Below are 13,336 nucleotides of genomic sequence, written 5' to 3'. Positions count from 1 at the left end.
GAGTCGGCGGAAACGCCGGCCCTTCCCCGCCCCGCACTGGTCTCCGGCGACGATCCCCGGCGACCGCCGTGCCGGCAGCGGCATGTCCGACGCTATTGCAAGCCTTTTGCATTTAGGACGGGCTGTCAGAGAGGATGGGGCACGTCGTCTCCCAGGCACCGGACACCGAGGTCACACCATGAGCGTTGCCCCCCAGGCCGAACCCGGCCTCCTGCGGCGTATCCGCGCAGCACTCACGCCCCGCGAGTGGGCCCGGGCCGGCGCCCTCGTGGCGGCGATCGTCGCCCTGCACGTCATCGGGTGGGGCACCCTGCTGCTGGTCGTGGTGCCGCAGCACTTCGCCCTCGGCGGCCAGGGAGTCTTCGGTGTCGGCCTCGGGGTCACCGCGTACGTCCTCGGCATGCGGCACGCCTTCGACGCGGACCACATCGCCGCGATCGACAACACGACGCGGAAGCTGATCTCCGACGGGCAGCGGCCGCTCTCCGTCGGCTTCTTCTTCTCCCTCGGCCACTCGACGGTCGTCTTCGTGCTCGCCCTGCTCTTCGCGCTCGGCGTGCGCTCGCTGGCCGGACCGGTGCAGGACGGCGGCTCCTCGCTGCACCAGACGCTGGGTTTCGTCGGTACGTCCGTCTCCGGTGTGTTCCTCTACGTCATCGCGGGCTTCAACCTCGTCGCCCTGATCGGCGTCCTGAAGGTCTTCCGCCGGGTGCGCGCCGGCGGCCACAGCGAAGCCGACCTGGAGGCGCAGCTGAACGCGGGCGGCGGGGTGATGACCCGCGTCCTCGGCCGGGCGACCCGCGCCGTGGGCAAGTCCTGGCACATGTATCCGCTGGGCTTCCTCTTCGGCCTCGGTTTCGACACCGCCACCGAGGTGTCGCTGCTGTTCCTCGCGGCCGGCGCGGCGGGGTCCGGCATCCCCTGGTACGCGATCCTGTGCCTTCCGGTGCTGTTCGCGGCCGGGATGAGCCTGCTCGACACGATCGACGGCTCGTTCATGAACTTCGCGTACTCGTGGGCCTTCTCCAACCCGGTCCGCAAGGTCTTCTACAACATCACGATCACGGGCCTGTCGGTCGCCGCCGCGCTCATCATCGGCACGGTGGAACTGCTGTCGATCGCCGCGGAGAAGCTCTCCCTGCACGGCGCCTTCTGGGTCTGGGCCGGCGGTATCGACCTCAACAGCGTCGGCTACGCCGTCGTCGCCCTCTTCGTCGTCACCTGGGCGGCCGCCCTGCTGGTCTGGCGGTACGGCCGCCTGGAGGAGAAGTGGGCGCTGACGCCGCGGGCGGCGGAGGACTGAGCACGCTGGTCGCCGGCGGGGTACGGCCCGGCCACCAGCGCCTGAATCCGCTGACAGGGCAGGCCGGCATGCCCTACCGTCGGTTCACAGCAGATGAGCACGCGGCTGGACGGGGGCGGCCTGGACCGTGGGACCGGAACGCATGCGCATCGCGGCCGTACTCGGCGCGCGCCAGGGCAGTGGGTATCTCCTGACGCCTCGTCTCGTCCTCACCGCCGGTCATGTGGTGCACAACCGCGGCCGGGTCAAGGTCGCGGCGCTCGGTGGCGTCGGTGAGGTCGTGTGCCGCGTGGTGTGGGCGCGCAACGACCGTGAGTGCGATGCCGCGCTCCTGCTCGCCATAAAGCAGGACTTGATCGCGCCCGAGCAGGCCGAATCGCTCGAACCCGTGCGTTGGGGCGTGCCGTCCGGGCTCGAACCCATGGAGGCCTGCCAGGCCATCGGCTTCCCGAAGGTGCAGCGCGAAGGCGACGACGGGCTCGACACGGAACAGATCGTCGGCACGTTCAAGCCCGGTTCGAGCATGGTCCGGGATCGCTACGTGCTCGACACCCCGCACACCCCGCCCCGCGGGGAGGGCACCGCGTCTCCCTGGGCGGGCATGTCCGGGGCCGCGTTGTTCGCCGATGGATTGATCATCGGGGTGGTGGTGACCGATCCGTTCAACTGGCAGCACGGCCGTCTGGAAGCCGTACGCAGTCGTGTGCTGTTCGCGGACCCGGAGTTCGTCGAGACCCTGGAGAAGTACACCGGTCACAAGCCCCTCGCGCACAAGCTCTCCCGCCCCCAGCACAACCCGCACGCCGATTTCGAGGACCGGTACAAGGCCTACATGGCCGAGGCGTACGGCGAACTCACCATTTTCGGGTTGGACTTCAGCCGCCGGGAGCACGCCCTGTGGCCCCTGGACACCGCGTATCTGAGTCTGGAACTGGCACCCCACCACCGCCGCGACCACAGAGCAGACACCCTCGAAGGCCAACTGGCGTCCCGCTTCCGCGAACCGGCAGCCGTCGGCGGACGGCAACGCGTCGAGGGGGCCTTCGCCGGCCGGACGCGCATCCTGCTCCGCGGCCACGCCGGCTCCGGCAAGACGACGCTGGTGCAGTGGCTCGCCGTGACCGCCGCGCGGCAGGACTTCCCGCCGGAGCTCGGCCACCTCGACGGCTGTCTGCCCTTCGTGCTGCCCCTGCGCAGTCTCGCGCGGCGCCAATCCCTTCCGGCCCCGGACGAGTTCCTCGCCGCCGTCGGCAATCCCCTGCACGCGGTGCAGCCCGCCGGATGGGCCGACCAGGTGCTCCACGCCGGGCGCGGGCTGCTGCTCATCGACGGCGTCGACGAGGTCCAGGAGGCCGACCGGCAGCGCACCCTGAAGTGGCTCAAGAACCTCATCGCCCTCTACCGCGACTGCATCTTCCTGGTGACGACCCGCCCTTCGGCCGTGTCCGACGGATGGCTGGTGCCCGAGCTGTTCACCGAGCTGAACCTGCTGCCGATGAACCGCCAGGACGTCACCGCGTTCATGCACCGCTGGCACGACGCGGCCGCCGAGACGGTCCACGACCCGGCCGAGCGCGAGCAACTGGCGGAGTACGAGCGGAAGCTGACCGACGTCCTGCCGCGCAAGAACGACCTGGCCCGGCTCGCCACCAACCCGCTGATGTGCGCGATGATCTGCGCGCTCAACCGGGACCGGAACTCCTATCTTCCGCAGAACCGGCTGGAGTTGTACGCCGCCGCGCTCAGCATGCTCCTGGTACGGCGCGACGTGCAGCGCAAGGTCACCACGCAGCTGGACATCAACGAGAGTGCCCAGTTATGGCTGTTGCAGCAGCTCGCGTACTGGATGATCCGCAATGGCCACGCCGAGGCCGACCGCGCCCATGTGCTGCGGGTCGTCACGGACGCCCTGCGCTCGATGCCGCAGGTCGCGCCGCCCGAGAAGGCCGACGAGGTCCTGGAGCACCTGCTGCTGCGCAGCGGCATTCTGCGCGCGCCGTCCCCCGACACCGTGGAGTTCGTCCACCGCACCTTTCAGGACTACCTCGGCGCCAAGGCCGCCGTGGAGAGCCAGGACCTCAACCTGGTCGCCGCGCACGCCCACGAGCCGCAGTGGGAGGACGTGGTGCGGATGGCCGTCGCCCACGCCCGCACGGACGAACGCGCGATGCTGCTGCGCCGTCTGCTCGAACTGGGGGACGCGTCCGTATCCCCACAGCGCGAGCGCCTGCATCTGCTCGCCGCGGCCTGCCTGGAGCATGCGACCGCGCTGGACCCGGACGTCCGCGCCAAGGTGGAGGGGCGCGCGGCAGCCCTGGTTCCCCCGAACGACCTCGCCGACGCCGAGCTGCTGGCCCAGGCCGGTACGGTGGCGCTCGGCCTGCTCCCGCCACCCGACGGGCTCACCACCTCGCAGGCCCAGGCGGTCGTCCGTACGGCACGTCTGCTGGGCGGGGAGCACGCGTTCCAGGTGCTGAGCAGCTTCCGGGAGCATCCGGACCCGAAGGTGCGGCAGGAACTTGCCGACGCCTGGGACGGATTCGACGCCCAGGCCTACGCGGACGGCATCCTGGCCCACACGCCGCGCAGCGGGGTCCGCATCACGGTGAGCAGTGAGGCCCAACTCTCCGCACTGACCACGATCGGCGACGTGCAGATGCTTCGCTGCGTCGGGAACTTCCCGGCCGACATCCTGTCGCCCGTGCTGCGCTCCGCCCGCCCGGCCTATCTCACCCTGGAATCCAACGACCTGGTGACAAGGCTCGGCTTTCTGGCTGAAGATCTACCGGGTCTGTCCGTGCTGCACCTCTCCGACTGCGGCGGTGCGAAGGACTATTCTGTGCTGCCGAGCCTCGGTCACCTGACCGCCATCACCCTCTGCAACGCGCCCAGCGGCCCGGATCTGTCGCCGCTGCAGGACGTGGAGACACTCCGCTTCGGGAGCTTCGAGTGGTACCGGGGAGCAGCGGCACGTCGTCTCTCCCTGTCAGACATCCCTTTCGCCTCCGGCATCCAGCACCTCAAGATCCGCGGCAACCTGATCGTCAACGACCTTCAGGGCATCGGCCGATGGCAGAGCCTGCAACGGGTCGCGCTGCCCGATACTCCCGTGCCGGCCGAGGAGTTGGGGGCGCTCAGCCAACTCTCCTCCGTACAACACGTGGATCTCACCATCGAGGACCTCTGCCCCCCCGGGTCTCTCCGGGGTCGTCCCCCTGCCCAGCGTCAATAGCGCCGTGGTAGGCGGCACAGTGTCCGGAGGCGACTGCACCTTGGAGCTCGTCCACTCGATGTTTCCCGGACTGCGGAAGCTCCGTCTGTACATCCGGAGCGCCCACTCCGAGCGCAGCTCGGCGACCCTCGATCTCTCCCGGCTGGCCGGCATCCCCGACCTTGCGGTGACCGTGAACCTGCCGCCCTACGCCGACCGGAGAGTCATCGGAGACGAGCTGCTGCCTCCGGGGGCTGTGCGCCTGATCCGGCAACCGTCCGTACCCCACGCGCCACCCCCGTCCACTCCGTGGTGGCGCCGCATCGCCGGCCGCTGACACACCGCACGCCCTACCGCCGACCATCCACCACCATCGGGGGAACAACACAGTGCCCGACTTCGAGAACATCGAACTCGCCGCCGCGGTAACCGCCATCAGGAACCAGCTCACGGACGCCGCAGCGGCCGGGGCCGCGGAGTCCGTACGTTTCGAAGTGGGCCCGATCCAGATGGAGTTCGAGGTCGAGCTGCGCCGCGAGGCCGGAGCCAAGGGTGGCGTCAAGGCCTGGGTGGTCAGCGCCGACGCCGATGCCAAGGTCTCTCAAGGCCGCACGCACCGGGTCGCGTTCACCCTCACCCCGAAGGACGCCACCACCGGGCACGGCGTCGAGATCGGCAACGACAGCGGCGGAGACACCAGCCGCTTCGGCTCCGTCGACTGAGGCCCTCGCCCCGCTCCTGACGGACTTTCCGGTGCCGGAGGCGTTACGGCAGGCCGCTCCTGGTCGGCGACGCGGCCCATGTGACCACGCCAGAGTATTGACGGGTACTCGCCAAGATTGGTTGACTTCTCGCCGTTCACACGTCCCATACGTTCCCTTCCCACACTTCCGGAAGGTCCGGGCGGACCCTCGGGGCGGGAAGAACCTTCCGGGGTGATGATGCGGCCACGAATAGCCCTTCTGCTGGCGGCCACCGGAGCTCTCGTCTCCGGCGTGCTCACTGCTCCTGCCACCCATGCCCAGCCCGGCCGCGATCCCCGCGCCGAACTCCCGGTCGTGTCACAGCAGTCGGAGCTCTCGGAGACGAGCCGTCTGGCCGACCGGCGCGCGGTCAGCATCGGCGACCGGTTCTACTCCATGGGCACCGAGGACGGCCTCTATCCCGCCGCCGGCTGGCACATCCGCGGCGAGATGGGCGGCATGTGGACCCAGCCCATCAAGCTGCTCGACGGTATGTGGTTCGGCCTGGACGGCGCCTGGCTGGGTGACAAGGCCAAGGCGGAGAAGTTCACCAGCGGCTGGGGTTATACCCGTGTCGACTACGCGGCGACGGGTGGAGTCAGCGCGAGCCGGACCGACTTCGCGCCGGACGGACTGCGCGCCGGGCTGGTGGGGCTGACGCTCACCACGCGGCACGACTCGACGGTGAAGCTCGCCGTCGACGCCCACTCGGAGCTGATGGACTCCTACCCCTGGGGCTGGACGCAGCCGGACCAGCTGAAGTTCAACCTGCCCGACACGGGCTCCTACTCCGGCAACGCCCTCGTCTTCCGCGAGCAGGGCACCCCGGACGTCCCCCATGCCGACGCGCACGACTACGCGGCCGTCGTCGGCGGCAAGCTGACGCCGCAGACCCACGAGCTGGGCCCGGACCACCGCGGCCCGCAGAGCGACCCGGTGATCTGCCCGGCCTCCGGCGACGCGCCGAAGAAGTGCGACGACACCGAGTTCGGCAAGGGCACCGGCGGCCGGCTGAACTACGGCGTCGAGCTGAAGGCCGGCACGCCGACGACGCTGTGGTTCGCGGTCGCCGGCTCGGACCAGGGGCCGCGTCAGGCGCGCACCCAGTACGACCGTGCGCTGGCGCACCCGGAGGCGCTGCTGGAGAAGAAGATCGCCGAGCGCCGCGCCGTGGCCGCCCACACGTCGGTCGAGCTGCCCGGCGACAAGCTGCTGCAGCGCAGCGTGGAGTGGTCCAAGCAGAACCTCGCCGACTCCGCGCAGGAGGCCCACGGTCTGCGACTGCGCCTCGTCGACGAGGGCAGGGACTACCCGGCACCGGCCGGCGAGCTGAAGTCCGCCCGTTGGCTGGGGGCAGGCTGGCCGGACTACCCGTGGCTGTTCGGGACCGACGGCGAGTACACCTCGTTCGCCGCCGTGGCCATGGGCCGGTTCGACGACATCAAGGCCCACCTGCGGTCGCTGAAGGACGTCAGCGAGATCGCCAACAAGGGCAGCGGCAAGGTCATCCACGAGATGACGCCGGACGGATCGATCTACTACGGCGCCAACGACGACCCGGGCAACACCGACGAGACCGCGAAGTTCCCGAGCGCCGTCGCCCTGGTGTGGCGCTGGACGGGGGACGACGCGTTCCGCGACGAGATGTACGACTTCGCCGTGCGGAACATGAGGTTCGTCTACCGCACGCTCGACAAGGACGGCGACGGGTGGCCCGAGGGCACGGGCAACGTCGAGCGCCCCGGCATGGGCGAGGAGAAACTCGACAACGCGGTCTACACCGCGCGTGGCCTCAGCGACCTCGCCGACATGGCGCGCAGCAAGCACGACTCCGCGACGGCGTCGTGGGCGACGCAGCGCGCCGAGGACCTGGCGCGGCGGTTCGAGAGCACCTGGTGGGCCGGCGGTGACACCGATCAGTACGGCGACTCGCTCAAGGACCCGGACAACAGCCCGATCCTGCAGCGCCACTGGATCGGCGTGACGCCGATGGACGCGGAGATGGTCCGTCCGGGCCGTCCCACGGCCCCGCTGGCCTCGTCCGAGCACGGCCGGACGGTGTTGCGGAAGCGCCAGGGGGCTTGCTACTCCGGTGAGTTCGGGCTCTACCACACCGGCACCGGCCCGACCTCGGCGGAGGGCGGCAACAAGGGCGCGTCCTGCGACAGCGCGGTGTCCACCGTGCAGAGCGAGCGGGTCATCTACTCCCTGGGCAGCGCGATCATGGCGGTCGCCGAGGGGAACTACGGCCGCCTGGGAAGCGACGAGCAGCAGCGCTACACCACGGCGAACGCCCGGATCCAGCTCGACCCCTCGGCCTGGGAGATGCCGGGCGCGATGCCGGAGACCGCGCCGAGCCCGGACGCACCGGCCAACATCGAGCGTCCTCTCAACGAGCGGTCGATGCTGCTGCAGGCCTGGGGCACGTACGGCGTGCTGTGGCCGGTGGTCCACCAGCAGCTCGGAATCGCGCCCGACCTGGGCCGGGGCACGCTCTCGGTGGTCCCGCAGATACCGGCCGGCCAGGAAAGGATCGCGGGCAGCGACATCCGGCTGGCAGACGGCTCGGTCGACGTCCGCGCCCGGCACGCGGGAAGTACCTTCTCCACCGAGGTGACCCGGCACCTGCGGGCCGAGCTCTCCATCGGCCACGTGATACCGACGGGCGCCGAGATCGCCTCGGTGACACTCGACGGCCACCCGGTGCCGTACCGGACCCTCACGACCCCGCGCGGCCAGGAGGTCATCGCGTCGGCGCCGAGCGGCGAGGGCCGCACCACGCTGGTGATCACGCTGAAGTGATCCAAGGATGCGACAAAGGCCGTTTCCGATACTCGGAAACGGCCTTTGATCTGCGATAACACCGTCGGGACGACAGGATTTGAACCTGCGACCCCTTGACCCCCAGTCAAGTGCGCTACCAAGCTGCGCCACGTCCCGGTGCCGTTTGACCTGGGGTTTCCCCGGTCGAAACGCGCAGGGAAACAATACCGCACTCGGGTCGGTGGTCGCGCACCCCAGGGTCGCGGCCGCCCTGGGCTTGACCTCAAGTTTGGTTCAGGTTGCACGATCGTCCGCATGACGATCACCGAGGAACACGGGCGGACGTACACCTACGCGGACCTGCCCGCCCTGATGAGTCTGATGACCGGCGACGAGAAGCACGGCCCGGCGGCGACCTCCACGCTGGACGTGCTGTGGGTCCTGTACGACCGGGTCCTGCGGGTCGGTCCGGACCGCAGCGACGCCCCGGACCGGGACCGGTTCCTGCTGAGCAAGGGGCACGGGCCGATGGCGTACTACGCGGTCCTCGCCGCCAAGGGGTTCCTGCCGGTGGACTGGCTGCCGGGCTTCGGCTCGTACGACTCCCCGCTCGGCCACCATCCGGACCGGGTGCTGGTGCCGGGAGCCGAGATCGGCAGCGGTTCGCTCGGGCACGGACTGCCGATCGCCGTGGGCACGGCCCTCGGGCTGCGCGCCCAGGGGCTCGGCGATCCGCGGGTCTGGGTGCTGGTCGGGGACGCCGAGCTGGACGAGGGCAGCAACCACGAGGCGATCGCCTTCGCCGGGCCCGCCGGACTGGAGCGACTGCACGCCGTCGTGATCGACAACTCGTCCGCGAGCCACGCCCGGCCCGGCGGCATCGCCGCCCGCTTCGAGGCCGCCGGCTGGTCCGCCGTGACCGTCGACGGGCGTGATCACGAGGCGCTGTACGCCGCTTTCACCGCGCCGCACCCGGGCCGACCGCACGTGGTCGTGGCCCGCGTGGAACCCAAGTCCGCCTGATCACCCTTTCCTGTCTTTCCAGGCTTCCCGAGAAGGGCCAACCTCCATGGACACCATGCGTGACCGTTTCGCCCCCGTCGTGACCCGGTTGCTCGACGAGGACCCCCGGATCGCGGTCGTCCTCGCCGAGATCGGCAAGGACGGCTTCGCCGAGGCGCTGCGCCGACATCCGGACCGGGTGATCAACGTCGGCATCCGCGAGCAGCTCCTGGTGGGCGCCGCCGCCGGGCTGGCGCTCACCGGGCTGCGCCCCGTCGTGCACACCTTCGCGAGCTTCCTCGTCGAGCGGCCCTTCGAGCAGGTCAAGCTGGATCTGGGGCACCAGGACGTGGGCGCCGTACTGGTGAGCGCGGCCGCCTCCTTCGACTGGCCCGCCGGCGGGTACACGCACATGGCGCCCGGCGACGTGGCGCTGCTCGACACCCTGGACGGCTGGACCGTGCATGTGCCCGGCCACCCCGACGAGGCCGAGACGCTGCTGCGGCACGCGGTCGCGGCGGGTGACGACAAGGTGTACGTACGCCTGTCCCTCCAGGCCAACCGGCAGTCGTTCCCGGTCGACGGACAGCGCTTCCTCACGGTCCGCGAAGGACGCTCGGGCGTGGTGATCGCCGTCGGCCCGACGCTGGACGCCGTGCTCGCCGCCACGGAGGGCACCGATGTCACTGTCCTGTACGCGACGACCGTACGGCCCTTCGACGCGGCCGCGCTGCGTCGCGCGACGGAGACGGCGGGCACGGACATCGTCCTCGTCGAGCCGTACCTGGCGGGCACGTCGACCACCGCCGTCAGCGAGGCGCTGTCCGACGTGCCGCACCGGGTGCTGGGACTCGGCGTGGGGCGCCGTGAGCAGCGGCGTTACGGCACCATCGAGGAACACGTCACCGCGCACGGGCTGGACGCGGCGAGCCTGCGGGAGCGCATCGGGGGGTTCGTCGGGGGCCGGGTGCCGGTACGGCGGTGAGGGAGCCGGTAGTACGGGGGTGGTGTGGGTGCCGGAGGGTTACGCCCCGCCGGGCAGGCCGAGCTCCGGGTAGGACTCCAGCAGGCGGGGTGGGGCGGCCTGGCGCCAGGAGTCGGTGAGGATGTCGCGCAGCTCGTCCTCGTCGTCCAGCGCGCCGAGCCGCGCCCGGATCCAGGCGAACTGGGCCTCGTGGTCGGCGATCCAGAACTTCTCCGGCTCGGCCAGGACCAGTTCGTCGCGCTCTTCCTTGGGGCAGCGCACGGCTATGGACGTCTCGTCCTCGGGCAGCGTGGCGAACATCTTCCCGGCCACCCGGAACGTGGGCATGCTCCAGGCGATCTTCTCCGTCGTGTCCGGCAGGGACAGGGCGATACGGCGTGCGTCTTCGGCGTCCGGCATGCTTCGCACCGTAACCGCACCCACTGACAATCAGCCTCCGCCCGCTCACCCCCGCCCGCCGAACGCCGCCAGGGTCCGCTCCAGCGCCGGCAGCGCCCGCACCACCCGCTTCGACCGGATCAGCAGGTCCCACGCGGGCTCGAACTTCTTCCAGCCTCCGGCGTACGCCAGGTGCCGCAGCCGCTCGTGCGGGCCGGGCTGGGCCGCCGACCCCCGCCAGATGTTGGACCAGCGGTAGAAGTCGTGGTACGCCCGCCAGTAGCCGTCCTCCAGTCGGCGCGGGGTCATATGGGAGGCAGTCCGGTGAGGGTGCGCGTCGCCGAGTCGTAGCGGCGGGCCGGGACACCGTCGCGGAAGTCCTTGAGGAACAGCGGCCAGGTGTCCTCTCCGGGACCGGTGAAGACGGTGTCGGCGTGCGCCGCGGCCTCATCGGGGAGCGAGGTGACGTGCAGGCCGCCCATGGCGACATGGACGCCCCGGGCGCGGAAGTGGTCGGCTATCTCGTAGCTGCGCCGGGCCGAGGTGATGTACGGCTGGAGCACGAGCAGGTCGGGGGTGTCGAGGGAGTCCAGGTCGATGCGCTCCACGTGCTCGTCGTGGAGCGTGATCTCGTCGTCGGGGTCGAGGTAGCCGGCCAGGGTCGCCAGGCCGAGGGGCGGGAACAGCGAGTGCTTGATGGGCCGGAACAGCGGGCTCGTCGCCTCGGTCAGGGCCGGGAGGATCATCGTCACACGCATGACAACCCAGACTGCGTGCGACTGGTGTTCGGTTCCGGGGCCCGTCAGCGGGACGAGTGCCCTACGCCTGCGCCGCCTCGCCCAACGCGTCCAGCACCGGGCGGATCAGCGGGTGCCCTTCGGCTCCGCGCCGTACCGCCGCGAAGACCCGGCGCGTCGGCGCGACGCCGTCGACGGGACGGACCACCACACGGGTCAGGTCCATGCCGCGCAGCGCCGAGCGGGGGACGAGGGCCACGCCCGCGTCGGCGGACGCGAGCGCCACGACGGCCCTGAAGTCGTCCGAGGAGTGTTCGAGGCGGAGTTGGAAACCGGCGTTCTCGCAGGCCAGGACGACGACATCATGGCAGGGGTTGCCCGGGTACGGGCCGATCCACGGGTCCTTGGCCAGCTCGGCGAGGGGGACCTCGGCGGCGTCGGCCAGGCGGTGGCGCACCGGCACGACGGCGTCGAAGGGCTCGGCGTACAGCGGGACATGGGTGAGCCGGGGGTCGTCGGCGGCCGGTGCGCCGCGGTACTCGACGGCGACCGCGACGTCCACCAGCCGGTCCAGGACCATCGGCAGGCTGGCGTCGCCCTCCGTGTCCTGCACCCGGAGGCGGATGCCGGGCGCGGTCCGGGCGAGACGTGCCACCGCGGGTGCCACGACCTGGGCGATACCGGTCGCGAAGGCGGCCACGGTCACGGTGCCCGCCGCGCCCGAGCTGTACGCGGCCAGCTCGGCCTCGGCCCGCTCCAGCTGCGCGAGGACCGCGTTGGTGTGGCTGAGCAGGATCTCGCCGGCCGGGGTCAGTCGTACGCCCTTGGCGCTCCGCTCGACCAGGCGGTGTCCCGTCTCCTGCTCCAGGGCCGTGAGCTGCTGGGAGACGGCCGACGGCGTGAGATAGAGCGCGGCGGCTGCCGCCGTCACCGTGCGGTGGTCGGCCACCGCACGGAGGATGTGGAGCCGCCGCGCTTCGATCATGTGACCGATTGTCTCAGGTCACCGGCACTGCTCAGCCGTCGAGCTCCGCCCGGGCGGCCACGAACGCGTCCACCACACGGTTCACGTCCTCGGTCGAGTGCCCGGCGGACAGCTGGACGCGGATACGGGCCTGACCCTGCGGAACCACGGGGTACGAGAAGCCGATGACGTACACGCCGCGCTCCAGGAGCAGCTCCGCCATGCGGCCCGCCACGGCCGCGTCGCCGATCATCACCGGCGCGATGGCGTGGTCGCCGGGGAGGATCTCGAAGCCCTCCTCCGTCATACGGCGGCGGAACAGCGCGGTGTTCTCGGCGAGCCGGACGCGCAGGTCGTCCGCGGACTCCAGCAGGTCGAGCACCTTCAGCGACGCCGCGGCGATCACCGGGGCGAGCGTGTTCGAGAAGAGGTACGGCCGCGAGCGCTGGCGCAGCAGCGCGACGATCTCGGCGCGGGCGGCGACGTAACCGCCGGAGGCGCCGCCGAGCGCCTTGCCGAGGGTGCCGGTGATGATGTCGACGCGGTCCATGACGCCGTGCAGCTCGGGGGTGCCGCGGCCGCCGGGGCCGACGAAGCCGACGGCGTGCGAGTCGTCGACCATGACCATGGCGTCGTAGCGGTCGGCGAGGTCGCAGATCTCCTTCAGGGGCGCGACATAGCCGTCCATCGAGAAGACGCCGTCGGTGACGATCAGCTTGCGGCGGGCGGCGGACGCCTCCTTGAGCTGGGCCTCCAGGTCGGCCATGTCGCGGTTGGCGTACCGGAAGCGGCGCGCCTTGGACAGGCGGATGCCGTCGATGATCGAGGCGTGGTTGAGGGCGTCGGAGATCACCGCGTCCTCGGGGCCGAGCAGGGACTCGAAGACGCCGCCGTTGGCGTCGAAGCAGGAGGAGTAGAGGATCGTGTCCTCCTGGCCGAGGAACGCCGACAGCCGCGCCTCCAGCTCCTTGTGCACCTCCTGCGTACCGCAGATGAAGCGCACGGAGGCCATGCCGTAGCCCCAGCGGTCGAGCGCCTCGTGGGCGGCGGCGACGACCTCGGGGTGGTCGGCGAGGCCGAGGTAGTTGTTGGCGCAGAAGTTGAGGACCTCGCCGGGCCGTCCGCCCGCGCTGACGTTCACGGTCGCGGACTGCGGGGTGTCGATGACCCGCTCGGGCTTGTGCAGGCCCGCGGCGCGGATCTCGTCGAGGGTGACGCGAAGGTCGTCGCGTACGGAGTCGAACATCATC

The 13,336-nt window shown here is 70.8% G+C and carries 12 protein-coding genes and 1 tRNA gene; 7 read left to right on the top strand and 6 right to left on the bottom strand.

Going from position 1 to position 13,336, the window contains the following annotated elements:
* The first annotated feature begins 178 nt into the window (after window positions 1-178).
* From ABZ910_RS13205 to ABZ910_RS13185, 5 genes are all read left to right on the top strand, one after another.
* On the top strand, window positions 179-1,303 hold the full coding sequence (locus ABZ910_RS13205) for a HoxN/HupN/NixA family nickel/cobalt transporter (RefSeq protein ID WP_361362958.1): 1,125 nt from the start codon (window positions 179-181) through the stop codon (window positions 1,301-1,303).
* A 142-nt stretch (window positions 1,304-1,445) separates the two neighbouring features.
* Window positions 1,446-4,535, top strand: a complete 3,090-nt coding sequence (locus ABZ910_RS13200; RefSeq protein ID WP_361362955.1) for an NACHT domain-containing protein — start codon at window positions 1,446-1,448, stop codon at window positions 4,533-4,535.
* A gap of 40 nt (window positions 4,536-4,575) precedes the next feature.
* Window positions 4,576-4,851 carry a hypothetical protein gene (locus tag ABZ910_RS13195; RefSeq protein WP_361362952.1) on the top strand — a complete coding sequence of 92 codons (276 nt, stop codon included), beginning with the start codon at window positions 4,576-4,578 and terminating at the stop codon, window positions 4,849-4,851.
* Between the two features lie 52 nt (window positions 4,852-4,903).
* Window positions 4,904-5,236, top strand: coding sequence for a trypco2 family protein (locus ABZ910_RS13190; protein ID WP_361362949.1), 333 nt, complete (start codon window positions 4,904-4,906; stop codon window positions 5,234-5,236).
* Window positions 5,237-5,452: 216 nt separating this feature from the next.
* Window positions 5,453-8,059, top strand: coding sequence for a hypothetical protein (locus tag ABZ910_RS13185; protein ID WP_361362946.1), 2,607 nt, complete (start codon window positions 5,453-5,455; stop codon window positions 8,057-8,059).
* Between the two features lie 64 nt (window positions 8,060-8,123).
* Here the strand turns inward: ABZ910_RS13185 and ABZ910_RS13180 are convergent.
* Window positions 8,124-8,197: transfer RNA gene (locus tag ABZ910_RS13180), tRNA-Pro, on the bottom strand.
* A 138-nt stretch (window positions 8,198-8,335) separates the two neighbouring features.
* Between ABZ910_RS13180 and ABZ910_RS13175 the strand changes: the two genes are divergently transcribed.
* Window positions 8,336-9,043, top strand: a complete 708-nt coding sequence (locus ABZ910_RS13175; RefSeq protein WP_361362943.1) for a transketolase — start codon at window positions 8,336-8,338, stop codon at window positions 9,041-9,043.
* A 46-nt stretch (window positions 9,044-9,089) separates the two neighbouring features.
* Window positions 9,090-10,007 (top strand): transketolase, encoded by a 918-nt coding sequence (locus tag ABZ910_RS13170; protein ID WP_361362941.1) that lies wholly within the window; start codon window positions 9,090-9,092, stop codon window positions 10,005-10,007.
* Between the two features lie 39 nt (window positions 10,008-10,046).
* Here the strand turns inward: ABZ910_RS13170 and ABZ910_RS13165 are convergent, their stop codons facing one another.
* The 5 genes from ABZ910_RS13165 to ABZ910_RS13145 all read right to left on the bottom strand — a co-directional run bounded on the left by ABZ910_RS13165 (window position 10,047) and on the right by ABZ910_RS13145 (window position 13,332).
* Window positions 10,047-10,406, bottom strand: coding sequence for an MmcQ/YjbR family DNA-binding protein (locus tag ABZ910_RS13165; protein ID WP_361362938.1), 360 nt, complete (start codon window positions 10,404-10,406; stop codon window positions 10,047-10,049).
* A 45-nt stretch (window positions 10,407-10,451) separates the two neighbouring features.
* Complete coding sequence (locus tag ABZ910_RS13160; protein ID WP_361362935.1) at window positions 10,452-10,694, bottom strand: hypothetical protein; 243 nt, start codon at window positions 10,692-10,694, stop codon at window positions 10,452-10,454.
* Window positions 10,691-11,143, bottom strand: coding sequence for a hypothetical protein (locus ABZ910_RS13155; RefSeq protein WP_361362932.1), 453 nt, complete (start codon window positions 11,141-11,143; stop codon window positions 10,691-10,693). Before ABZ910_RS13155 ends, ABZ910_RS13160 begins: the two co-directional genes overlap by 4 nt.
* 61 nt (window positions 11,144-11,204) lie before the next feature.
* On the bottom strand, window positions 11,205-12,107 hold the full coding sequence (locus ABZ910_RS13150; RefSeq protein WP_361362929.1) for a LysR family transcriptional regulator: 903 nt from the start codon (window positions 12,105-12,107) through the stop codon (window positions 11,205-11,207).
* Between the two features lie 31 nt (window positions 12,108-12,138).
* A complete protein-coding gene (locus tag ABZ910_RS13145) occupies window positions 12,139-13,332 on the bottom strand; it encodes a glycine C-acetyltransferase (RefSeq protein ID WP_361363380.1) in 1,194 nt (397 codons plus the stop codon).
* Window positions 13,333-13,336: the final 4 nt, after the last annotated feature.

Origin of the sequence: Streptomyces sp. NPDC046805, assembly GCF_040645355.1 — a bacterium.
GTDB lineage: Bacteria > Actinomycetota > Actinomycetes > Streptomycetales > Streptomycetaceae > Streptomyces.
Note: the sequence above shows the minus strand (reverse complement) of the source record. Positions and strands in the feature narration are given on the sequence as shown.